Here is a 22434-nt window from a genome sequence, read left to right on the forward strand (position 1 = left end):
TTTACTGCTCCGCCGGAAAACAATAAGGACAATGTACCGCTGATCCCGGAACAGCAGCCTGTCTGGTCAGAAATTTCCGGTCCTCCTTGAGGATGGCGGCCAGCCCGCATTCCGGCTTGGTCCCGGTCAAATCATGAACCAGACCCGTGTTCTTATCCAGAAGATATGAAAAGAGATGTTCCTCCGGCTTGTTGATCAGGTGTGTCCCTCCATAGATCAACTCGTCTTCTTCAAGGAAGATATTCTCCGAGTGGATTCCGCGGATCTTAAGCGGCGTAGTGTTGACATACTCATCAGCCCGGCTTAAGAATACGATGTCCCCCCGCTCAAACACGGCGATTTTTACAAAAAACGAAGTTGTACCCTGATCCAGACTGTTAAGAATATAGGTGCGGACCGTCAAATCATCGGTGATATCAAATTCGAGGTCACTGCCCTCAGGATAGCTGCGCTCCAGCGGTTGTCCGTCCAGAGTCTGGCATTCCAGAATGTCACCGTCAATGGAGACAACGATCAGCTGTACCGGTTCATAAGTTCTGTAGCGGAGCCTGATCATTCCATTCTTCTTGAAGCCCTTAAGCATCAGCGATTTCACCCCGCTTCCGGCCTCCACCTGCTCAGCAAGCGCATACTGAATAGAATTGTCGTCAGACCGGACCGCGCTGTATTTCGGGTAAGGAGCAAGAGGCTTATAAGGTCCATTCTCCAAGGGTTCAAGACTTACAGTGAAGCATTGTACCGAAGCTTTGATGACAATACCGGAAACATAATCAACACCTGGCGTATTCTTAATCACAGCATAGACTTCGGAAATATACAGGTTTTGGCCCAGCTCCCAGCCCTTATTCCCGTCTCCTCCATAGAGCGGATGAAAAAACTGCTTCAGATTATCTATAATCCGGCCCTCCGCCACCTTACGCTGCTCTACCGAAGTAAAAACAACTGCAGCCTCTACGCCGATCTGTACATAATCCGGGCCAATCACTGCGATTCCCGGCACATTCGTATCCAGCGTCGCCGAAGCCCTATCACATAGATAGGCTTCAATCTCACTGAGCAATTCCTGGCTGGGAACCGGCTTCGGCTCGTCTGTATCCGGGACCACAATGATTGTGGCCGTACCGGGAACGAACTCCAGGTCACGATTCATGGCGCTGAGACATTTTACCTTGGCAATCTGGGGCATGGCCTCACGTACCAGCCATTCCATATCCTCAGCGGTAACGCCCCGGTCCCAGCTTTTCAGCGTATGCGGCCCGCGGATCTCAGCCTGATCCGCCTCCTCCTGGTCAAATCCGCCGTCCGCCGCCACCGGATTGGTCACCGAATCCAGCCAACTGAAGCTGTCCCATATCTTCGTTATTGCACCTGCCGCAACATTGCCGGCAGCCCCGCCTCCATGCTTGTAGTCGCACTGGATATTATCAATTCCCGTAGGCGGAATCATCCCGTTCCTGCCGTCACCAAAAATAATTGTTCCGCTGCTTCTGTCCAGCATATAGTGCCTGCCATCTGATGTAGACAAGGAGAAGGTGTCGACTTCCTCCCACCCCACCCATTCCCCTTGACCCGAGGCCTCCCGGATGCGAAGACTCTGGCCAGGCAGAACAGGTGACTTCGACAACTGAAAGCTCTGGTTCTCTTCCCCGTTGCTTGATCCCGGAATCTCGCCAATAACCGAATAAGAATTGCGGGCCCACACCGCATTAGAGGAGATTGCATCTACCTGGGGAAAGATCTCAAAGCGTCCTTCATCCAGCCGGGCGCGAATCCAATACTGCTCGGTTCCAAACAGCGCGCGTTTCTCGATATCCGATGGCACGGCAAACTGCAGAATCTCCCTGCGGGTGAAGCCCCGGATCTCGTCATTGACACTTAAGGTCAGCCATCTTCTGCCGTCCCAGTATTCCCAGGCCACAACCGGACGCCCGAGCTGTTCGCCGGTTAACGGGAAAAAGAGCGAAACCGGAAGATTGCGGATGTCACGGTCAAAGCCCAGGTAGAATGTAGGTACAAGCTCGGCACAAGGATAAAAGGGCTTGAAAAATTCCCCGGCCTTCAGGCATTCGGCTGTCTTGTCCTCAAAGCTGAAATTATTCTCTGTAAGCACTGTTTGCGGATGCGCCTCCAGCGTGTAGCTGTAGGCAATACCCAGTTTGCGGATCGAAGGTGGCGCATAGGTCGCTTGCGTAACCTTCAGCTGGGCTACGGTGATACTTCCCTCTCCCAGCTTGACCGCTTCATCTTCGTATTCATATTTCGCTTCCTCACCATAATTGCCGCCAGTGATGCGGACACGAATCCAGTAGCCTTCTTCGCCGTTCAGAGTCAGCGGTTTGATCCCGGGACACTGAAATCTCACGGTTCCGCTTGCCGTAAGACTGGCTGCACTGCCTGTGCTGCCGGCTTCAGCCGAAGCATCATCACCCGGAAGCTCTTCCAGGCTGCTGATCACGAGCCATTCCTTGCCATTCCAGTACTCCCAGCCCAGCCGTACGTAGGAAGTATCCGGCAGCTTGCTGATTTCCGGATCAGACAGCTCAATCGCCAGCGTAATCTGTGCATTTTCTTTGGAGAAAGCTTCCCTGCAAGCGATGTAAAAGGTATCGTTCACTTTGGGCTTCTCTCCGAAAGGATAATAATCCTTGCCCATATCCAGCAGGTTGCCGTTGTTGACCGTCAAATCCGGAGTCAGCGGCAGCGGACTTGCTACATTCAGCTCCATGCGGATGTCCTCGATATCCGGCATCAGGGTAGAGGCTGTTATAGGTGTCTTCAGTTCGGCAAATATCCACTTATTGGACCATTCACGACGAACTTCAGCTTGTTCATAGCCAGCAATCGTCTTCGCATGTATCCCGGACAGATGATTGAAGCGGAACACAGCCCTCCAGGCGGTATCCTCCAGGGTCCCGGACATCTCCGGATGCAGTTGAACGGTATTGCCCTCTTCATCGAAGCAGAACCAATCCATATTCAGCAGCTGACCTTCGGTCACATCTTGTTTCTGCGAAGCCATAGACAACGCGGCTTCCGGCTTGTTGAAGTACACAGACAAGCGGCTGCTCTCTTCCCCGAACCCCAGCAGCTCCGACTGTCCCAGATACAGCCTGTGGACTACCGTCGAATCACCTCTGAACAATTTGGCGCTTTGGCCGGACGGCTCCTCTGAGAAGAGATAATCCTGATTGCTCCACTGGTCCTCTTCTGGATCAAGGCTAACGGCTCTCACCAGCCGTGGCTGGATGACCGTCAGATCCTTGTCCGTTTCAAAAATAACCTCCGCCTGATTCTCAGGCTGAGCCGATACCTTGGTCCCTGCCGGAATCGTATTGATAGGGTCCGCATCCGGCTTTTGCTTGAACAGCAGTGGTACTTTGGCTGCTCTTGGCGGTGTAGGATGAATGCCGATCAGATTCAGAAAGGAGATGAAATTTTTCTCGGGTGCCTTGTTCAGCCGGTCGATGACCTTACCCGTCATATTGGTAAAGATATGAACCAGAGCGTCCACCTTCTTGTCCGCTTCCAGCTCCGTCAAATCTGTCCATTCCCTGCTGCAGTATTGGTAGATTAAGCGTCTCAGCTCTGAGACCAGCTGTTCCTGATTCCGCTTGTCAATAGTAGGTACAATGTTTGTCATTATTTCCCCACGCTTTCAAGGAAGAATGGATAGACGAGATTATATTTGCTGTTGCTGGCCCTGATGGTATAGTCAATGGACACTTCCAGCTCCGACTGGTCGGAGCGCGGTGTGACTGTAATATCATCCACTTCGATCCGCGGCTCCCAGTTCAACAGCGCTTCTTCAATAAAACTTCTTAACAATGTGGCAGTGCTCATCGTATTCGGCGCAAATACCAGCTCGTTCAGCCGGCAGCCAAAGTCCGGTCTCATTACCCGTTCGCCACGGGCGGTGGAAAGGATCAGAATGACCGATTCCCGGATAGAGTCTTCTCCCTCCGATGCGTTGATTCTGCCTCTTTGGACAGCGATGGGATACTTCCAGCCCCGTCCCAAAAAATCTACGACTTCCATAACTCAGCCTCCTATTAAGACCGTTCCCGCCGCAACCACCTTACCTACCGGCAGGTCGGCCGGATCATTGCACGTCAGCGCCGGATCACTATTTCTGGCGGCCATTTTCCCGTTGATTTTTACTGTTGCGCTTCCGGCGATGATTTTCCCCTGATTTTTGGGAGGTTTTTGAAACGGGCCTCCCTGCGGGACATGTGCCGGTGTATTGGTTGCCGTGGAGTCCACTGTAGCTGCCGGCTGGCCCATAATCTTGACGTTCGTGCTGAGCGCACCGTCCAGAATCCCCGTAAACGGATGAGGCAGAGGCGTCGGAACAAGCGCAGCTCCGGCAGGAAGCATCACGATATGCGTATCGGTGGCCAGAATGCGGTCGCCTTTTTTCGCGGCAGGCTGTCCCATCATTTAGCCTCCTTTTTAATTGATGTTGACCGTTGCCCCTTTAATCGTCATATTGGCCGCTGCTTTGACGTCCATGCCCGCCGACGCTTCAATCTTGGTGTCCGCTGATGATTTCATTTCAATGGTTTTGGCGGAGAGGGACAGTTTGCCGCTCGGGGCGGAAATTTCAATATCCTGTCCCGACAGGACCGATATCTTATTGGCTTTGGTATCAAGAACGATTTTGTTTTTCCCTGATTTATCCATGATCTGGATTTGCTCTGCGCCGCTTTTGTCATCCAGCCTGATTACATGACCTCTGGAGGAAGTGAGCGTAATGTTCTCTTTCCCCTCGGTATCGGCAAACTGCAGGATATGTCCGCTGCGTGACTTGAACATTCGGATATTATTCTTGCCGTCCTTGTTGGTCTCCGGCGGTGTATCCTTCCCGTTCCACAGAGACCCGATCACATAAGGGCGGTTAACATCCCCGTTCTCAAAAACCACCAGCACCTCGTCGTCCACCTCAGGCAGGCAAAAAGCCCCCCGTTCCTTCCCTGCCATCCATGAGGCCATCCGGGCCCAGTTGGATTCCGGCATGCCCATCAGCGGGATCTTCACCTTCACCCGTCCTGGTCCCGGTTTATCCGCATGGTTCGCGGAATCATTGTTAATCACAATGCCCACCATTACCCCGAAGAGCCGTCCTTCGCTGATGATGCTATCGACAAAACTGGTAATTCCGGGTCCCTCATTCATAGGCCAGTCCTCTTCACCTTAAAAGTCGTTGTATACCCCTTGCTGTCAATCTTATGAACCGTAGAGACAATATAGTAAATACCGCTGAAGCGGTCGCCCATGCCCATCAGCTTCACCGTCTGGCCGGCCCGGAGCAGCGGATTCCCCCAGCACATCCCCTCCCCGGCAATGAAATCGCGCAGGCGGCTGTTATAGGCGGCAGACGCCAGTGTTTTGGCCTCGCTCATATCGAGCAAATTTTCCGCCATGATGGAAATGGGTGATTCCTGGATGGCTTTGGCGCTTATAGAGAACCCAGATTCGGTGCCGCCCATCTTGGTCGTCTCGTCTCCGGTTTTCGCTTCGGCTTCCAGCTCTTTTTTCTCCTTCACGTCCCAGCCCTTGACCTTCACCTTACTCCCCCGCGTAAGTGTCCGAAGCTCCAGGTTCAACCGTTCAAAATCCTTCTTGAAGGTCATCTCGGGGAGCCCCGGAGCTTTCACAGACCGCGACTTGACAAAATACAGCTTTTTGTCGTCTGCATAGAGCTCATAATCCAGCATGGCCGCCCGTTCCAGCAGAAACTCGTAGTTGCTCTGATTGTTCTGGAACAGGTAGGGATAGACGGTGCCCGTATCATCAACCACTGGGGTAAGGCCATGCTCCTTAGCGATTTCCGAGGCGATATCACTGAGCTTTTTCTTCGCAAACACTTTGCTTCTCGTCCCCATCCGGAGCCTGTGCAGCAGGTCATACCCGCGAATCTCCAGTACAGAGTGCTCCGAGAAATTCAGATCCAGCGAAGTAACCTCTCCGCTGATCAGCGGCTGGGGCTTGTCTAGACCAAGCGACAGCTTCACTTTGTCCCCTGGCTTAATGCTCTTCAGATCGGTTCCCCGCCACATCCCGCTGCCGGAATTGACCATATTCATCTGAATGGAAAATAAAGCCGGCAGATTGATCTCATCCTCCAGCGTAACTCCCTCGACCGCGGCAGTAAGCTCTGCGGACAGCTTGCTTCCATTCAGCTCTATCTTATAATTCGCTACACTGGTGCCCATGCAACCCCCGCCTTAATCCGGGATGACCAAGGTCCTCCCGATATCGTTTTTTCCAGGAAAGCCGACGGGATTCACAATCCGGTTCAGTTCGGCAATCCTGCGCCATGCCAGCGGCTCCTTCAGCGCCTCATTCGCGATCAGGTCCAGCCGGTCACCGCTTTTAACCACCCATAGCTTACGGCAGGCATTCAGGCCCTGGCTGTCCTCCACGGTTTTGTCCGGCTCGTCCGTGATGAAAGTAACGTCAAGCAGAGAGCGGACCGGTGTGCCGTTCTCCATGAACATTGTGAACTTCTGCTCAATTTTGCTGAGGAGGCCCCGGTAGGTGAAGCCGCCCCAGACGAACATGCATACCGGCGGCTTTTTCGTGCTTTTCCCGCTGACCTTGGGATCAAGCAGCGAGGTCAGCAGCCTGGTTTTCTTGCGCACATCTGTGCGTTTTTCATACGTGTCATAGAATAAAGAAACCTTGAATTCCGGTGTCTCCGTGATTTGAAATTGCTTGTTGTTCTTCTCCCCGGTATATTTCCCTTCGAAGGAAACGGTGTACTCATTGGGGTTGAACATCACCTCAATGGCTCCGCCGCCCATATCCAGGGGGATAATCTTCGCTTTTTCCGCCATTATCTAAGCCCCCTCCGATCCTTGCGGATCGCCATTTTCTTCTCCAGCACCTGATAGACCCGTTCAGCCAGCTGATTCAGTTCCGCAGTGTCCATCTTTGCAGCAGGGGCTGCCGCTCTCGGGGATGGCTGAGCCTTAATCTGCTGGGCGGCCTGCTCCAGAGGCATAACCTCCTGCAGCTGCTGTACCGTCTCCTGCCCTGCAGCCTTAGGTACTTCCTGCTTCCGCAGAATCAGGCTGGAATGTCTGTCTGCGAGCGGGTGCATCTCCTCTTGCAACGGAGCAGCAATGTAAGGCCAGCTCCCGCGGCTGCTCCTCCGCTGTACGGAAGGCACTGCGGGCTCCGCAGCCATATGGATCAAGCCGGGTATCGGATCATCTGCCGGAAGGCCCTTAGCGTTCCCTCGGCGTGCAGTGCTGCTGAGCAGGGTTGAAGCCTGCCGCAGAGCTCCACCTTGGGGTTCTAATGGAGCGGCAAGAAGCAGAATGGGCTGGACGGCCAAGGGCTGCAGCCTGTTGAGAATTGAAGCAGACTCCTGCGGCAGCGGATTCCGGGGAACCTGTCTGCTCTCCATTTTCTCCAGCACTGCCGCAATCCCCGGACCTAAGCCCAGATGAAGACCGGGGCTTGCGGAAGGGAGGAAATCCTGACTTGGCATGAAGATCCATGGAGAAGAATTATGCTGTGCATTCACAGCGGTCCTGCCAGAGCTGGAGACAACCTCTATGCTATTCTTTAGCCCCCCTGCAGGAGCTTGCCCTGACTGCGCATCCCGATTAGCCGTCAGATCCCGTGTCAGCGACCGATGATGCTGAGTGTTCAAGGCGTCAACAGCATGGAACAAGGTGTGGGTTCGCAGCGTATGCAGCTGTTGATGGACGGCCCGCAATGGCTGCGGGATATCGTCCTTGAGGAATTCATGCTGCCGGGATTTCCGGGCATGCGGTACAATCCCGACCCCCTGGTGCTGCTCTTTCTGCCCAGTTCCGGCTGTCGGGGCCCCCGGCACTTCTAACAGGTATAATTGCCTTGTTTCAGCTGTTCTCTTCTGACTCCGTTTGTTCTGAGGGCTTTTAGGTTCAGGTTCACTATCAGCTAGCCTGATCGATCGATACGCCGTTGTTACAGGAATCCCATCCCTGTTTTGTTGCTTGCTGACTCTCCCCTGTAAGGCATGGATGAGGTTCAGATTACCGGTCTCTCCGTGAAGCGTATTCCGTTCGCTCCCCTGGTTTCCCGGATAGGAATCAGGACTGCCCTTTGCAGTTCCACTACTGCCTGTGCTGATCTGCAACTTTCGATTTGGAGATTGCTGCTGCAGCATGACCTGTGTCGGCGGATGGATAATCGACTGATGGATATGCGTGTGCTGAATCAGGCTCACCTGATGAATTACTGCACCTTCCGGCTTCACCGCTTCAGGCTCCGGGAACAACATTGGGAATTGCCGCAGGATCAGAGTCTGAAACCGGCTCCGCCATCTGGTGATGCCATACTTTCCCAGAATGGACTGGACGAAATCCTGCCTTTTCTGATCAGATGTTACTGTATCCATTTACCGGTACCTGTACAGCCCGTTATGGGTCAGCACCAGACTTTCCACTGCCACTGCACTACTGCTGGCGCTGAATGCCGGTCCTTCCCACTTGATGGGACAAGCTTCGATGAAGTTCCACCACACCTTTGGCGTGCCGGAATGATCCAGCAGGCAGATAGACCCGTTGCGGCGTTTCACGACTCCATTGATCACATTCTGATACCAGTTCCATAGAAATTCATCATTCGTGACCCCATTTTTCAGCGTCAGGTCGGAATATTTCGTCTGGCCGAGGAAGACAAATTCCTTGTGGTTCTCGCCTCCGAAGCTCTTCCGTTCCACCTGTGTCTCAATACTGAGACCTGAGACATCGGAGAAACCGGCGACGGATATCCCGTCAATCTCCACGATGAAGTTATAGGCAAGATAGGGGTCCTCCCGATAGCCGGGCACCCAATTGCTTTTTGCACCGATATTCAAAATATTCGCCTTCATGTTATCCTCCTAAGCCTCAAAGAAGTTCTTCTTCTCTTCCCCGCCACCCAGCTTTTGGTTGATTTTGCTGACTTCCCTGCACCAGCGGTCCCGTTCAGCGTGTTCGAGGTTCAGCACGGCTGGATAGTCCCAATGCAGATAGTAGGTTAGAAAGGCTACCTCCTCATAGAGGCGGTCAAGGGGGTAGCCGATTATTCCCCCGGCGGTTCCAGTTCAATCTCAAACGGCTGCTCGCATTTGGGGCATTTGGCATGTACGGTATTGGTGCCGTTCTGGTTAATCCGGTTATACATATCCTGTAGATAGGCAAAATCCGAAGTATACAATTCTTCAATCACTCGCGGCGTGATCATGCCAAGCCCGCCCAGGCTGGTTACCACTCTGGAGAGCAGGATGACCGTCAAATACGCCGGGTTGGACTGGACCCGGGAATCCCGGAGCGGCGTAATTTCATCCGCTGCGGTGGCCAGGCGCATCGTTCCCTGCTTATGGAGAGTGCCTGCCTCATCCACATAGCCCTTAGGCAATGTGAAGCTGAATTCGGTTTGCAAAAGTTCCAAGTGTTATCCCTCGCTTCAGAAAATTCTAGTTCCTTCACTTCGCCCGCATCCTCAGGCTGTGAATTTGATCCCTATACCGGCCTTCTCATGTTTTGGCGTATCGTATCAAATCCCTTGTGACGATGGGGAAAAAGCAAAAAGCTATTTCACTCTGCGTACACCTTCATGAACCAGCTCCATGGATTCAACGGAAACTTCATTCCCTTTGGCGCTGAGTGCACTGACATCATACTTGATCGGCCAGGCTTCGAGGATATCCCACTGCGCCTTGTCATTGCCTTCTTCATCCACCAGGATGATCGACAAGCTCTTGCGGTTCTTCAGGGCACCCTTGTCTTCAATCGACTTGCGCCAGTTGTAGAGCTCCAGGGAGTCGGTCAGACCTTTTTTCAAGGTAATGTTGCCGAATTTGGTCAGCCCTGAAAGCTTACGTGCATGCGGAGCATCAATGCCCTCACGGTAATCCACAGCCTCTGTAGAGGTATCTGGAATTGTCGCATCAGCGAATGCTGCAGTTTGAATGCCATCAATCACGACGCGGAAGCGGTAATTACGGTAGGGGTCCATTCTTTTGCCGGTTGCCATAGGATAAATCTCCTCTCAATCTTTTATTTGGATAGGGTTTTCTGGCTGACCCGAATGACTACGAATTCAGCAGGTTTGACCGGTGCCACACCGACCTCGATAATCAGCTGGCCGGCATCCCGAACAGCCGGAGGATTATTCTCCTCGTCCACTTTGACGAAAAAGGCCTCTTCCTGCGTAGTTCCGTACAAAGCGCCGTCTCTCCAGACCCGGGTCAGGAAGGCTGTCAGGTTGCGCTTCACCTTGCCCCAGAGGCTTGGATCATTGGGTTCAAACACCACCCATTGGCTGCCCTCGTCAAGCGATTCCTCAATGTACATCATTAGCCGCCGGACGTTGACATAATTCCATTCGGAATCGGAGGACAGGGTTCTGGCCCCCCATACACAGATGCCTTCCGGCAGGGAACGGATCACGTTGATGCCTTCCGGGTTGAGCAGCTCCTGCTCCGCTTTGGTGATGATCTTCTCAATGCCCACAACCGTATCCAGATAGCCATCTGTAGTTCCGGCTGGTGCTTTATGAACACCGCGAACAGAATCCACATACGCATAGGTTCCGGCAACAGCGCCTGACGGCGGTACGAGCTTTTGCTTGCCTGTAAGCGGATCATTAATGTAGACCCAAGGATAATACAGGGCACCGTAGGAAGTGTTGAACGAATTACCTGAGTAATTGCCTGCGCCTTCCTTGAAATCCTTGACCTGCATCGGGGTCAGCCCATGTGGAGGGTCAACAATGAAGATGCAGTCTTTTCTCAGCTTGCAATAATTGAGCATGTCCAGTATCGTGCCCCGGCTGTAGGCCATGTCCGCAAGGTCTGGAGCAGCCACAATATTGATGCCGTCAATGGTGTCAAAGGCGTGAATCCCGGCCCGGCTAACCGAATCCCCCAGGAAATCAATCGGAGACATCCCGTTCACACCGCCGCTAAGCGACAAGGCCGTTTCATTAAAGGCCGGGGTCTTCTCCATGTTCTCCAGGATGGTCAGATCAACCAGCGGCTTCACTTTCACAAAAGCAGAAACCTCGTTCACCTTTTCCACAAAATTGATCAGCAGCATATTGTCGAAGATTTCGACGATTTTGCCGGCTTCGTCTTCTCCGTTGTATTCATCATTAAAATCGGAGTCTTCCAAATATTGCACGACCATTTTGAAACCGAATTGCTGCTTATTGGAGGATTGGCTCACCTTGACCGAAATCCGGTTGCCCCATACCCCTTCCGAGCGTGCAACTACCTTGAACAGATCCAGGTTATCGGTGTCTCTGATCGCGAGGGAGGCAGGCTGAATATCTGTAGGTGCCGCTCTTACCACATAGCAGGAGGTGCCGCCTTCAGCGAAAAAGTTATACACGGCATAAGCCAGATAGCCATTCGGAATAAACTGGCCGAATTCATTGACGAATTGGCTCCAGTTCGTAACCAGCACTGCTTTGCCGATCACGCCCTTCTCTGAAATCCCTACAAAAGCCCCTACAGATGTGCCTACGCCGGCAATCGGTTTGACACCGCTTGAGACTTCCTCTACATACACACCTGGCGATAAATAATTTGCCATCTCTTACCCTCCTAAAAGTTTTGTTAGCCTATACTCCTGTGAGATTCTTCGTACAAAACTCGCTTCGAAAGCATACGCTTAAGTTTTGTTAGCCTATGCTCCTGTGAAATTCTTCGTACAAAACTCGCTTCGAAAGCATACGCCTAAGTTTTGTTAGCCTATACTCCTGTTGAGCATGTGCTGGATTTTGCGGAAAATCCGCTTTTCCGGTTGACTTGCAACGGGTTCCCTCCATGAATCACTCCTTTCAAAGAAGAAGCCTGGACCTGTCTATTTAAATGGGGTGAATGCCCAGATCCTTTACCTGTACCCGAGGAATCGTAATCGACTTATCCGCAGGCAGCCTTACCGGAGATACCAGATAAGACAGGCTTACCTTGGCAGGCTTGCCGGGAAAAACCTCCCACAGCTGCTTGATATCCTGAATCGTCAGATTATTGTACGATATCCGGATATTGTCATTGCCGCAGGCGGCGAGGTTTCCCCTGAGGTCTGTGCCGCTGAGCACGGGGTGCTCATGGAACAGCTGAAAAATTCTGCCCAGGATGAGCTGCTCCGTTTCTCTGTCCTTGGCATACGGGGTGAGCAAGTAATACAAATCGAGGTAAGCGGGCGGATAATTGAACTGGTTCGTACCGCTGATCTCTTCCTTCTCACTGTTGCGCATGCTCGGACTGTGGCTCAAATAATACAGGCACATCGAGAGCTTCATTGTGGAGCTGTCGATGTCGCTTGGGGAGCCAAAGCTGATGAAGCTGTCATCGTTCAGCTCAGGCACATGTGCCTTAAGCAGTGCTTTCAGACTGGTGCTGACATCTCTAATTACTGTACCGGTATCCACAGCCATGCTTATTTCACCTCGATCAGTTTGTGATACGGAGCATAATCAGATTGCAAAAAGGTTTTGCCCAGCTTGAGATATTCCCGCTTCGCTGCCAGCATGATCTGCTTCATCCCGATTGCACAGCCCTCGTGCGCGGCATAAAAGGCAGCGTTCAAGGCAATGTTCTTGATATTCCCTCCGGCAAGAATGAACTTCTCCGCCATGAAATCGTAATCCATGTCCGGATCAAGCGGCGCTCCCGCCGGGAACATGCCCCGCCAGATCAGCGCGCGCTGGTTTTTTTCCGGGAAAGGAAATTCCAGCTTGAAATGCAGCCTGCGCGCAAAGGCATCATCCAGGTTCTGATTCAAATTGGTAGCCAGGATCACGATCCCGGTGTACTCCTCCATCTTCTGCAGCAGATAACTGATCTCCACATTCGCATAGCGGTCATGGGCATCCTTGACCTCTGAACGCTTGCCGAACAAGGCATCCGCTTCATCAAAAAAGAGAATGGCATTGGAGGTCTCTGCCTCATCAAAAATCCGCGACAGATTCTTCTCTGTCTCCCCGATGTACTTGCTCACAATCTGCGAGACATCGATTTTGTAGATTTCCAGGTTCAACTCCGTCGCGATCACCTCGGCTGCCATCGTCTTCCCGGAGCCCGGCGGGCCGGAAAACAGAATGTTGAGCCCTCTGCCCAGGGACAGCCGTCCCGCGAAGCCCCACTCCCCATAGACAAGCGAGCGGTACTTCACCTGGCGGCAAATCTCCCGCAGCTGGCTTAACTGTTCGCCAGGAAGCACCAGCATATCCCATGTATACATGGCCCGGATCTTCGTCGCCAGCGCCTGGATTTTGCGGCTGGACTGGAAGTAACAAGCCTCGTACAGATCTTTGGCGCTTACCTCAGCCCCGCTGGAACCGTTCCATACGGCGATATTCTCGCCGCCATTCAGCGCGGCCCGGATCTGTCCGGAAGTAAATCGGAAGCTGCCGCTGAAATCCGCCAGCTCGATCTTCGGTGACAGCCTGTAGTCCTGACCAAAGTTCGTCCAAGCCTGCTTGCGCGCCGCTGCATCCGGAAAGGGGAATTCGATCTGCATGAAATTCAGTTGAACCCCGGTTAAGCTTATACCCCACTCTGCTTCTCCAAGGATAAAAGTCAGAGGTGCATAAGTATCTAACACTTCCACTAGAAGCCTGATCTTCACGCGGTAACGGTCGTCTTCGGTCACCATGCTGTCGAAGCCTGTGAAGCAAAGAGCCGCATGTTCCAGGAGCGCATGCCGTCCAAGCAGCCTCAGCATTTCGCTGAAATCCACCTCTGGAAGCAGCAGCTTGTCCATATCGGCAACCAGCACAGATAATCCCAGCTTGCTGCAGACACCTCGAATGCCGCTAAGCTTCCCGGCTTCATCCGGACCACTGCAGTACAGGAGACTGCCGGCCCTCCGTTCCTCGCCGCTGCTATAATGCTTCACAAACCGCAGCAGGTTCTGCTCCAGCTCTTCCGGGAATCCTGTCTGCTGCGGAATGACCAGAGTGTCCAGGCTTGCTGCCTTCGTCAACCGCTCGTCCAGCACCTCATACCCAAGCAACAGGTTCACCGCCCAATCCTCCAGCTTCAACGGTCTGGCAATCAGCGGTGTACGGCTGTCACCGTATTCGCCTCTTCGTTCCAGCAAAAACCTCATCAGCGGTGCATTGGCATCGAACAGCAGACGGGCTGCTAGCCTTTCGTCATCCGACCCGGTAAACAACCCCAGGACGAACTCAACCGAAGGGCGCTTATCCGTCATATCATTCTGTAAAAAGGCATAGATCCGTTCATACTTGCGGCCCAGTTCAGGTGCCAGACAAGCGATGACGATGTCTACCTCCAGAGAAGACAGGTTAAGCGTGGAAGCCACCTGCGGGAGGATCAGCCGGACCTCTTGCCCGTGACTGGCCCTCAGTCTTGAAGCGATACGTTGCTCTAACTTATTGATCTCCGTTGTTAGCAGATTTGTGCTGTCTTCATCCGTGGACTGAACATCCAGCAAATAGTGGATCTCTTCGTCCATTGGAGACAGCCCGGAGTCCAGCTGGGGCGCTTCCAGCATCCTGAGCTTGAGCCGAAGCTCCAGCCGCTGCAATTCCTCTGCCAGATATTCGTGATTGGAGCTGTAGGGTGGGGCAGCCTCATTGTCCTCCGGATCGGGAGCTATTTTGGAAGCAAGATTACGATCGGATGCCGGATCAAGGGCAGGTGCTGCTTCACGTTCTGTACATTCCGCTTCCGGCGTTTCCTGACGAAAGGTTCTGGCCAATTTTTTGAATTTCATCGCCTATTTCTGTCCTCACTCTATATTTTCTCGTTCATATATAAAGTAAGTTTGGGGAGGGGAATTACAACTGGGTGGGGAGGAAATTTTGGAAGACTAAGTGAAATACCAATTGACTTTCTTAAAAGTCTCGTGATACATTGTGCATACACGGAATACACAATTTTCTAGGAGGTATCGTATGCTGGCACTAGATATTAGAAACTTAAATAAAAAATATCCTCATTTTCAGATCAAAGATGTATCTTTTCAATTGGAGCAGGGCTATATAATGGGTTTTATCGGGGTCAACGGCGCGGGAAAAACGACCACGATCAAAACGATCTTGAACATGGTTCAAGCCGATAGCGGCGAGATTAGCATTTTGGGCAAGAACATCGCTGAACACGAAATCGAATTGAAGCAGGAAATCGGATGCGCCTTCGGTGATATCGATTTCTATACCCGAAGCAAGCTCAAAACGCTGACCAATGCTACAAAGAAGTTCTATAAGAATTGGAACGATGAAACCTACTACAACTATCTGAAGAGATTCAAATTGGATGAAAACAAAAAAATTGCAGAGTTGTCTACAGGCATGAAAGTAAAGTACAACTTAGCCCTTGCTCTATCGCATGGCGCCAAGCTGCTCATCCTAGATGAACCCACCAGCGGACTCGATCCTGTCTCAAGAGACGATCTGCTGGATATCTTTCAGGAGCTCATTATTGACGGCGAAATCAGTATTCTTTTCTCTACCCATATTACATCCGACTTGGAGCGGTGTGCGGATTATATAACCTTCATTGAACACGGACAAATCGTCGCCAGTTCCGAGAAAAACGAGTTTAAGGAGTCCTACCGTTTACTCAGTGGCAGCGAGGCCCAATTGAGTGAAGTGAAGGAACATTTGATTTCTTACAAGCTCAACTCGTTCGGATTTACCGGATTAATTCATGCCCATGATATTGATCCACTCTCCAACCTAAAGGCAACCACGCCAAGCCTCGATGAAATCATGATCTACTTTGCGAAAAAAAAGGAGGATGTATATGTATAATTTGGTGATGAAAGATTTAAAATTAGGAGTAAACCCTTGGTTCTTCGGATTACCCTTAATTATGGGCGGCTTAATGCTTATTCCCGGCTGGATCTACTTTATCGTACCGCTATATTTCTGCTTCATAACGATACCGAATATGTTTGGCGGATTTAAAAGTCAGAATGATTTGATGTTTAGTACGATGATGCCAGTGACCAAAACAGACATCGTGAAGTCCAGGATAACCGTTGTTGTTATTCTTGAACTCATGCATCTTCTCATTGCAATGATCTTCAGTATTTTCACGTTTCGTTTGTATCCTCATCTGACTTACATTTTCTATCCGCCGTATATGGGTTTTTGGGGATTATGTTTTATCATGCTTGCGATCTTCAACATCATATTTATATCCATGCATTACAAGACAGCGTATAAGTATGGCGCGGCAACGACCGCATCCATTACGGCCGCTATACTATTTGCCGGACTTGCGCAATGGGCCGGAATCCAAAGTCCCTGGGTAAATGACATTTTTTACGGTTCCGGGACGGATAATACTGCACTGCAGCTATCCATTCTGATCGCAGGTATCGTAATTTTTATAGCATTCACCTTAATTGCCTATCGGATTGCCGTAAAGAGATTCCTGAAAGTGGAGATATTATGAATGTAACGATTTCGAACACATCCGAGAAACCGATATATCAGCAGCTTTACGAACAGATCAGCGCCCAAATCCTGAAAGGCGAGCTGGAAAGCGGCTATTGTCTACCGCCGATTCGTCAGGCAGCCCTGGAGCTTAACGTTAGTGTAATCACCGTTAAGAAGGCTTGGGAGGAGTTGGAACGAGGTGGTTTGATCAATACGGTAACAGGTAAAGGATGTTTTGTAGCCAAATTCTCGCCTGACGAGATGCTGCGGATACGCAACGAAATGATCCTTAAGCAAATGGAGAGCGATACATCATACTACAAGTCCTTTGGCCTCACCCTTGATGAAGTAATTGTGCTGCTGAAAAAGATTTATTAATAGCACCATACAGACGGATATGCTTACCCTTGCGCTCCAGCTTGAACCGCTTGAACTTGAACTTCTGCAGAATTCGGTCCACCAGACCCTGGAGCTTTTTGGCCCCCTTCATGAACCCTTTTTGCAGGCTCTTGATCACAATTTTGCCGTTACGGATGATCATGCTGCCGCTCTTGGATGCAAGCTTGGCTCCGGTTTTCAACAGGCTCTTGATGCCCTTGACTCCTGCACCCGCTACCTTCTTCGCACCAGTGGCCGCAGCTCCAACGCCTTTCTTCACGGCTTGTCCGGCTTTATTCAGCCCTTTGCCGATCGCCTTGAAGCCCAGCTCCATCGCCAGTTCCACGAGTACCATCGCGAGTGCAGTTGCTAGCGCAATGGCCGCCGGCTCGATCATCTTCTGCCAGCCCTGGCTCAGGTAGGTGCCAATATAGCCGGAGGCTTGGACAATCGTCTGGGCCACGGATTTAATCGCATCCGCTTGCAAATACATCGTGATCAGGTTGATAATCATCGGAAGTGCAGCCGTGATCGCCCCGCCTGTGATGATCTCCGCAGCCACGACGCCAACCAAGATGCCTGCAAGGGCAGCCAAAAGCTTCAATCCATTACTCTTCATCCATTTTATTACATATGATTTAATCTGGTCAAACAGCATTTTCGCATTGCTCGCACGAAGTTTCGCACCATCGGCAATTTTGCTGCCCAGACTTTGATCCTCTTTTCCAGTATCGAATTCTGCCATGATGCTGTCCATGGTGGCCGGATCGCGGCTGCCGGAGAGCTGCTTGCTCTCCCCGTCCTTGAGGTTCGCTTCCTGCACCAGTGCAGGATCCATCTCACCCGCTTCGACCGACTCCATTTCGATGTCGTCTGCGGTAAGCTTCTCGTCCGCTTGACCGGATGCCTGCGCCTGCTCTGCCGCTCCTGCCCCCATAGGCTTGGAGATGTCTACTCCGAGCAGATATTCCCACATCTTGCCTTCCAGATGACTGAGTGAACGCTTCGCCGCCTTGCCGAGCGCCCCCCCATCCGGGCGAGTACATCCAGAAACGTAGCAATGAGCAGGTTGCCCAGGCTTGAGATTAGCTTGGTATAGAAGTTCTGTACCGCAGCCAGCGCCTGATCCACCTTGGCGGCCAGGAAGTCCATGACCTGTGTGACTTTAGTTTTGAGCTTCTGTGCCAGCTGATTGACCGCCTTCAAGGCCTTGTTGACGACTCCGTCTATTTTGCTGCATATTTTGGCGGCGATGCCCGGGAAATCGGCAAACACCTTCGAAACCGTGAGTGTCAAATAACCCACACTTTGACACCAAGATGAGGGCTGTTTGAGGCTTCATTACAACTGTATAAGAGAGGGGGATTTTGAGGGGAGTTACTATTTAAGAATAAGTCAAAAAAACAAAACACCCGGGTGCGTTTACACCCGGGTGGGGCTAACTGGCTAGCCTTGACCTATTCAGATTTCACCACCTCCCTATTAGGGAAAATTCAGGAGGACTACCAAATAAACAAAAATACGAGGTTCTGTTCCACATAGAGGGCCGCGAACGGATGACACACCTGATTCGCCTGGGTAGCAGATCCAGAGAATGCTGGACCTTCTTAACTTTTCGTAATTCAATTTGTACCCCTCAAAGTGATAAAATCATCTTACTTAACTATAAAGGGGGGTTAAACAAAACCTTGACATATCCTAAAGCTAAAGAACAATATCTTGAAGACCTATTTCTACTACTTCTTCATTTTCAACACTAATACCCAATCCATGTTCTCGTTCCCAAGTACAATCACATAATATCCCTACTCGTCTAATACCATCTTCGAAATCATATCTTATTAGCAAACTTGTAGGTGTAACAAGTTTCCCCAACTCGTCTATTGATGAAATCTTTGGAGCAATTTTTTCGAGTTCTTCACTATTACTTTGCATTGCTCGATAATCTTCACAATTATCTAAATAATACTCAAGAATCTTATCTTCGCTCTCCTTTACTATGTCAGGCATTTTTGCTTTGAAATGAGAAAAAGCGTCCCGTTGGTTCGGAGTAATTTCCTCATTCTCTTCACCATAGATATTCAAAAGTATTTTTTGATTTTCTCCAAACATAGTTATCTCTGTTGTACCTATCCACAAATCTTCATATACAATTTCTCCAAACAACTCATCCTTTTCCATTTTCAGAGTATCGTCCTTTCTCATTTAACTTCACTTACTCCACCAAGGTGACCAAATTTAGAATTAATACTACTTGGAATCAATTGTATGGTTTTTCCATCATTAAGTTCGTGCCAAGTGTACTTGTTTTGTGTTCTCCATTTTGCCACTTCAGCCTTTGTCCACTGCTTCTCTGGTGTTGACCACTGCTTTGCGAGCAACTCGTCAGCTTTTGAAAAATTAGAAGTTCTTGAACTAGACATACCCGTAATCTCAAATTCCGCCTTAGAAAACGGAGATAAATCTGGTACTGCATTCTTATATTTTACACCTTGAACGCCTGCTTCATTAAAATATGGTTTTACTTCGGGACTATCGGAAATAAAAGTTGATTCACCTCTTTCACCAGTCCATTTACCATTACTTACCGGAGTTTGATTCAACCTTTCTTTATAAGTGCTTTTCAAAGGTGTTACATCATAACCTTTTGTTACTTTAGGAATTTTATCCGTTCCCTCAACGCTATCAAAAACAATCTTACCTTTATCTCCATCTGCATTCTTAGAGATATTTTCAAGTTCTGTATCTTCTAATATAGAAAGAGTCTGTCCCTCTCATTTTGAGGAAACATACCTAAGTTCTGGTATTCAAAGACCATTTGTCGTTGACTTGGCAAAATTTTTGATGCCAGCACATCTTCATAATCATAAATAATATTCATCTTTCCAGGAGACTTCAATGTAAGGGTTAAATTTGTCCATGGCTCTTGATCATTGTCGATAATTACTTGTATTAAAACCTTCAGTTCGTCTTATTGCCTTTTGAATGCTGATATAATAGCATGTGATTCACTTGATACTGATATTAACAATAACGACGGTGATCTTTGTGGAAAACTATTTCCTGCTCTACCTTCTCCACTTAGAAGTAATTTTGGAAAATAAAAAGCGATAACTGGGTTACCAATTACCGCAAGCGATGTTAGACAATTTCATGTGCTAAAACGTTATAATTATTTTATTTTCCACTACAGTTCTAAAATTAGAATAATTTCTCATCATATTATTACCGTATACACTTACCGTCTTATTTCCATTTATCATACTCTCGTAGTTTTCTTTAAATTCTTTTTTTATCGACTCGTCTAAACTAACATAGTATCTTTTGGTGGCTTCTTCTGCTAATTCACGTGAACCATATGTTAAGATAAAACTAATATCTACCACATAACCCCTTGAAGGATAAAATCCTTCCACAGTAACTTGTTTAACGAAGTTATCCAGATCATTCATACAGCATTCTACAATCGGTATGAATACACTATCTAACCAATTAGTGAATTCCTGAACTGCATAATCCCAATTATCCTCATTTGCGATGTTCCAATATAATTGACCACTTGGAATATTACATTGACGGGTATTGATATGAAATATTTTATCTTTTGATTTTATAGGAATAATTGCACATTCACCATAAAATGCTACATTTTTATCAGATATATTATTCCAACTTGTATAAAAAAACACTTTGTACGTGAAATTCTTATCTTTTTTTGTCATCCAATGATCTGACTTAGAGTATTTCCACCCACTGTCTGTATATTTCTCAGATATTAAACTGCATACGTCATCAAATACCTCATTTGCTTTCATATTTACACCTCAAATCCAAACCGTTTAGGATTCATAGATTTCAAAATCAATCTTCAAATCTTGCGTGCTTTTTCTAAAAAGCTCCAATAATTTATTACAATTTTCGGTTGGTTTATATGCAAATCTTAGATCAAAAATAAATCCATCTACTAACTTTGAATCTGGATATAAACTATAAACTTGTCCACTTTCAATAAAAGAAATATAAGCATTAATTTTGTCCTGCAAAAATGTTAAGTGTTGGTGTTCATTTTCCCAATCTAAATGGTCTGCAATCATTAAAGCTAATTTATTTTCACTTTTACTTTTGCCAATACCATCTATTTTATTCTTGTCTAATACTGACACTTGCATCTCACCTCATTTATTCATCTGAATAGGTTTTACCTTCGGGCCGAACAGTTTGCACTGTTGTTCCACTAGGTATTTCGTATCCCTCTGTAAAATCTCCCTTCCCTTCACCCACAACTGATCCGCCCGATTTCTCTAATTCCGGGAATCCCTTACCTTGATTTGGAGTATATGGAGCAGTATCGGAACTTTTATATTCTTGTATAATAACATTACCGTGATCATCAGTTGCAATTGCGTCAACCCTTATTTTAGTTCCTTCATTAGTAACAATTGTTATTTCTTTTTGTGCATTTTCATATTGTTGTGAGAATTTAGCAAAACTTTCATCAGAGAAAATCTCTCCCTGTTCTCTAAGAGATGCCCATTTTTCACTTGCTTCCTTCCATTCTAGAGGGTCTTTAGGTGTTTCACCAGCTTTAAATTTCCTTTCACAATATTCATCATATTTTGATTGCAACTTAGCATCTTTAAATTTTCCATTGGAAGACAATAGATCATTACCCGTCTTCTTTACGCTTTTAAAATCAATCTTATCTTTATTTCCATCTGCATGTTTAGCAATAACCTCTAGCTCTGTAGCATCAAGCTTTTCAAGTTTCTTATAATCGGTTTCACTAAGCTTGATCGGTTTCTTGCCATCGAGTTCTAGTTTTTTTATTTCCTTTTCAAGCTGCTTCTCATCGATGTCCCGCAGTTCCCCGTCAACCAGCAGCACCCAAGGATTAACCTCGCCATACAGACGGATATGCTTACCCTTGCGCTCCAGCTTGAACCGCTTGAACTTGAACTTCTGCAGAATTCGGTCCACCAGACCCTGGAGCTTTTTGGCCCCCTTCATGAACCCTTTTTGCAGGCTCTTGATCACGATTTTTCCGTTACGGATGATCATGCTGCCGCTCTTGGACGCAAGCTTGGCTCCAGATTTCAACAGGCTCTTGATGCCCTTGACTCCTGCACCCGCTAAGGTCTTCGCACCAGTGGCCGCAGCTCCAACGCCTTTCTTCACGGCTTGTCCGGCTTTGTTCAGCCCTTTGCCGATCGCCTTGAAGCCAAGCTCCATCGCAAGTTCCACAAGTCCCATTGCCAGTGCCGTTGCCAGTGCAATAGCAGCCGGCTCGATCATCTTCTGCCAGCCCTGGCTCAGGTAGGTGCCAATATAGCCGGAGGCTTGGACAATCGTCTGGGCCACGGATTTAATCGCATCCGCTTGCAAATACATCGTGATCAGGTTGATAATCATCGGAAGTGCAGCCGTGATCGCCCCGCCTGTGATGATCTCTGCAGCCACGACACCAACCAAGATCCCTGCAAGGGCAGCCAAAAGCTTCAATCCATTACTCTTCATCCATTTTATTACATATGATTTAATCTGGTCAAACAGCATTTTCGCATTGCTCGCACGAAGTTTCGCACCATCGGCAATTTTGCTGCCCAGGCTTTGATCCGCTTTTCCAGTATCGAATTCTGCCATGATGCTGTCCATGGT

General features: G+C 49.1%; 24 protein-coding genes and 1 pseudogene. 3 read left to right on the forward strand and 22 right to left on the reverse strand.

Annotated elements, in window-relative coordinates; translation table 11 throughout:
• Position 1 precedes the first annotated feature (1 nt).
• The 14 genes from A3849_RS25515 to A3849_RS25580 all read right to left on the reverse strand — a co-directional run bounded on the left by A3849_RS25515 (position 2) and on the right by A3849_RS25580 (position 14729).
• The gene (locus tag A3849_RS25515; protein WP_074113916.1) at positions 2–3640 is read right to left on the reverse strand and encodes a putative baseplate assembly protein; all 3639 of its coding nucleotides are present in this window, start codon (positions 3638–3640) and stop codon (positions 2–4) included.
• Positions 3640–4035, reverse strand: a complete 396-nt coding sequence (locus A3849_RS25520) for a GPW/gp25 family protein (protein WP_074113917.1) — start codon at positions 4033–4035, stop codon at positions 3640–3642. Before A3849_RS25520 ends, A3849_RS25515 begins: the two co-directional genes overlap by 1 nt.
• Before the next feature lie 3 nt (positions 4036–4038).
• On the reverse strand, positions 4039–4434 hold the full coding sequence (locus A3849_RS25525) for a PAAR domain-containing protein (RefSeq protein WP_074087868.1): 396 nt from the start codon (positions 4432–4434) through the stop codon (positions 4039–4041).
• A 15-nt stretch (positions 4435–4449) separates the two neighbouring features.
• Positions 4450–5172 (reverse strand): phage baseplate assembly protein V, encoded by a 723-nt coding sequence (locus A3849_RS25530; RefSeq protein WP_074113918.1) that lies wholly within the window; start codon positions 5170–5172, stop codon positions 4450–4452.
• On the reverse strand, positions 5169–6212 hold the full coding sequence (locus A3849_RS25535; RefSeq protein WP_074113919.1) for a phage late control D family protein: 1044 nt from the start codon (positions 6210–6212) through the stop codon (positions 5169–5171). Before A3849_RS25535 ends, A3849_RS25530 begins: the two co-directional genes overlap by 4 nt.
• Positions 6213–6224: 12 nt before the next feature.
• Positions 6225–6836, reverse strand: coding sequence for a CIS tube protein (locus A3849_RS25540; RefSeq protein WP_074087865.1), 612 nt, complete (start codon positions 6834–6836; stop codon positions 6225–6227).
• A complete protein-coding gene (locus A3849_RS25545; RefSeq protein WP_074113920.1) occupies positions 6836–8392 on the reverse strand; it encodes a hypothetical protein in 1557 nt (518 codons plus the stop codon). The genes A3849_RS25540 and A3849_RS25545 overlap by 1 nt, the downstream gene beginning before the upstream one ends.
• The gene (locus tag A3849_RS25550) at positions 8393–8869 is read right to left on the reverse strand and encodes a phage tail protein (RefSeq protein WP_074113921.1); all 477 of its coding nucleotides are present in this window, start codon (positions 8867–8869) and stop codon (positions 8393–8395) included.
• Between the two features lie 9 nt (positions 8870–8878).
• A complete protein-coding gene (locus tag A3849_RS34030; RefSeq protein ID WP_074087862.1) occupies positions 8879–9064 on the reverse strand; it encodes a DUF6760 family protein in 186 nt (61 codons plus the stop codon).
• Positions 9061–9429: a hypothetical protein gene (locus tag A3849_RS25560; protein ID WP_074087861.1), complete on the reverse strand. Its 369-nt coding sequence runs from the start codon at positions 9427–9429 to the stop codon at positions 9061–9063. Before A3849_RS25560 ends, A3849_RS34030 begins: the two co-directional genes overlap by 4 nt.
• Positions 9430–9570: 141 nt before the next feature.
• Positions 9571–10014: a phage tail protein gene (locus A3849_RS25565; protein ID WP_074087859.1), complete on the reverse strand. Its 444-nt coding sequence runs from the start codon at positions 10012–10014 to the stop codon at positions 9571–9573.
• Positions 10015–10037: 23 nt separating this feature from the next.
• Positions 10038–11576: a phage tail sheath family protein gene (locus tag A3849_RS25570; protein WP_074113922.1), complete on the reverse strand. Its 1539-nt coding sequence runs from the start codon at positions 11574–11576 to the stop codon at positions 10038–10040.
• Between the two features lie 274 nt (positions 11577–11850).
• Positions 11851–12423: a Pvc16 family protein gene (locus tag A3849_RS25575; RefSeq protein WP_074113923.1), complete on the reverse strand. Its 573-nt coding sequence runs from the start codon at positions 12421–12423 to the stop codon at positions 11851–11853.
• A gap of 2 nt (positions 12424–12425) precedes the next feature.
• Positions 12426–14729, reverse strand: a complete 2304-nt coding sequence (locus A3849_RS25580; protein ID WP_083613662.1) for an ATP-binding protein — start codon at positions 14727–14729, stop codon at positions 12426–12428.
• Positions 14730–14910: 181 nt separating this feature from the next.
• On the opposite strand from A3849_RS25580, the gene A3849_RS25585 reads away from it, so the two are divergent.
• Genes A3849_RS25585 through A3849_RS25595 form a run of 3 tightly spaced genes read left to right on the forward strand, consistent with a single transcriptional unit; the run spans position 14911 to position 16779 of the window.
• Positions 14911–15768, forward strand: a complete 858-nt coding sequence (locus A3849_RS25585) for an ABC transporter ATP-binding protein (protein WP_074113924.1) — start codon at positions 14911–14913, stop codon at positions 15766–15768.
• Positions 15761–16417: an ABC-2 transporter permease gene (locus tag A3849_RS25590; protein WP_074113925.1), complete on the forward strand. Its 657-nt coding sequence runs from the start codon at positions 15761–15763 to the stop codon at positions 16415–16417. Before A3849_RS25585 ends, A3849_RS25590 begins: the two co-directional genes overlap by 8 nt.
• Positions 16414–16779: a GntR family transcriptional regulator gene (locus tag A3849_RS25595; RefSeq protein WP_074113926.1), complete on the forward strand. Its 366-nt coding sequence runs from the start codon at positions 16414–16416 to the stop codon at positions 16777–16779. Before A3849_RS25590 ends, A3849_RS25595 begins: the two co-directional genes overlap by 4 nt.
• On the opposite strand, the gene A3849_RS25600 is transcribed toward A3849_RS25595, so the two are convergent.
• The 8 genes and pseudogenes from A3849_RS25600 to A3849_RS33710 all read right to left on the reverse strand — a co-directional run.
• On the reverse strand, positions 16736–17755 hold the full coding sequence (locus tag A3849_RS25600; RefSeq protein WP_256700908.1) for a hypothetical protein: 1020 nt from the start codon (positions 17753–17755) through the stop codon (positions 16736–16738). The two genes, A3849_RS25595 and A3849_RS25600, sit on opposite strands and share 44 nt — an antisense overlap.
• Entirely contained in the window at positions 17731–18084 is a 354-nt protein-coding gene (locus A3849_RS33705; RefSeq protein WP_256700909.1) for a hypothetical protein, read from the reverse strand. Before A3849_RS33705 ends, A3849_RS25600 begins: the two co-directional genes overlap by 25 nt.
• Before the next feature lie 399 nt (positions 18085–18483).
• Positions 18484–18984, reverse strand: a complete 501-nt coding sequence (locus A3849_RS25605) for a DUF6985 domain-containing protein (RefSeq protein ID WP_074113927.1) — start codon at positions 18982–18984, stop codon at positions 18484–18486.
• The gene (locus A3849_RS25610; RefSeq protein ID WP_083613663.1) at positions 18981–19406 is read right to left on the reverse strand and encodes an HNH endonuclease; all 426 of its coding nucleotides are present in this window, start codon (positions 19404–19406) and stop codon (positions 18981–18983) included. Before A3849_RS25610 ends, A3849_RS25605 begins: the two co-directional genes overlap by 4 nt.
• Positions 19407–19528: 122 nt before the next feature.
• On the reverse strand, positions 19529–19744 hold the full coding sequence (locus tag A3849_RS25615; RefSeq protein ID WP_306010720.1) for an immunity protein YezG family protein: 216 nt from the start codon (positions 19742–19744) through the stop codon (positions 19529–19531).
• Positions 19745–19937: 193 nt separating this feature from the next.
• Complete coding sequence (locus A3849_RS25620) at positions 19938–20594, reverse strand: hypothetical protein (protein ID WP_074113930.1); 657 nt, start codon at positions 20592–20594, stop codon at positions 19938–19940.
• 24 nt (positions 20595–20618) lie between these two features.
• A complete protein-coding gene (locus A3849_RS25625) occupies positions 20619–20942 on the reverse strand; it encodes a DUF6572 domain-containing protein (protein WP_074113933.1) in 324 nt (107 codons plus the stop codon).
• 16 nt (positions 20943–20958) lie between these two features.
• A pseudogene (locus A3849_RS33710) lies at positions 20959–22434 on the reverse strand (hypothetical protein); the annotation flags it as partial.

This window comes from Paenibacillus sp. P46E (genome assembly GCF_001909095.1).
In the GTDB taxonomy this organism is placed as follows: domain Bacteria; phylum Bacillota; class Bacilli; order Paenibacillales; family Paenibacillaceae; genus Paenibacillus_AQ; species Paenibacillus_AQ helianthi.

Bases quoted from the DNA above. Each gene is read 5' to 3' on its own strand.
- A3849_RS25550 (WP_074113921.1), bottom strand. From the start codon at position 8,869: ATGAAGGCGAATATTTTGAATATCGGTGCAAAAAGCAATTGGGTGCCC.
- A3849_RS25600 (WP_256700908.1), bottom strand. From the start codon at position 17,755: ATGTGGGAATATCTGCTCGGAGTAGACATCTCCAAGCCTATGGGGGCA.
- A3849_RS25580 (WP_083613662.1), bottom strand. From the start codon at position 14,729: ATGAAATTCAAAAAATTGGCCAGAACCTTTCGTCAGGAAACGCCGGAA.
- A3849_RS25565 (WP_074087859.1), bottom strand. From the start codon at position 10,014: ATGGCAACCGGCAAAAGAATGGACCCCTACCGTAATTACCGCTTCCGC.
- A3849_RS25545 (WP_074113920.1), bottom strand. From the start codon at position 8,392: ATGGATACAGTAACATCTGATCAGAAAAGGCAGGATTTCGTCCAGTCC.
- A3849_RS25595 (WP_074113926.1), top strand. From the start codon at position 16,414: ATGAATGTAACGATTTCGAACACATCCGAGAAACCGATATATCAGCAG.
- A3849_RS25575 (WP_074113923.1), bottom strand. From the start codon at position 12,423: ATGGCTGTGGATACCGGTACAGTAATTAGAGATGTCAGCACCAGTCTG.
- A3849_RS25530 (WP_074113918.1), bottom strand. From the start codon at position 5,172: ATGAATGAGGGACCCGGAATTACCAGTTTTGTCGATAGCATCATCAGC.
- A3849_RS25540 (WP_074087865.1), bottom strand. From the start codon at position 6,836: ATGGCGGAAAAAGCGAAGATTATCCCCCTGGATATGGGCGGCGGAGCC.
- A3849_RS25590 (WP_074113925.1), top strand. From the start codon at position 15,761: ATGTATAATTTGGTGATGAAAGATTTAAAATTAGGAGTAAACCCTTGG.
- A3849_RS25515 (WP_074113916.1), bottom strand. From the start codon at position 3,640: ATGACAAACATTGTACCTACTATTGACAAGCGGAATCAGGAACAGCTG.
- A3849_RS25620 (WP_074113930.1), bottom strand. From the start codon at position 20,594: ATGAAAGCAAATGAGGTATTTGATGACGTATGCAGTTTAATATCTGAG.
- A3849_RS25585 (WP_074113924.1), top strand. From the start codon at position 14,911: ATGCTGGCACTAGATATTAGAAACTTAAATAAAAAATATCCTCATTTT.
- A3849_RS25570 (WP_074113922.1), bottom strand. From the start codon at position 11,576: ATGGCAAATTATTTATCGCCAGGTGTGTATGTAGAGGAAGTCTCAAGC.
- A3849_RS25520 (WP_074113917.1), bottom strand. From the start codon at position 4,035: ATGGAAGTCGTAGATTTTTTGGGACGGGGCTGGAAGTATCCCATCGCT.
- A3849_RS25525 (WP_074087868.1), bottom strand. From the start codon at position 4,434: ATGGGACAGCCTGCCGCGAAAAAAGGCGACCGCATTCTGGCCACCGAT.
- A3849_RS25605 (WP_074113927.1), bottom strand. From the start codon at position 18,984: ATGAGAAAGGACGATACTCTGAAAATGGAAAAGGATGAGTTGTTTGGA.
- A3849_RS25535 (WP_074113919.1), bottom strand. From the start codon at position 6,212: ATGGGCACCAGTGTAGCGAATTATAAGATAGAGCTGAATGGAAGCAAG.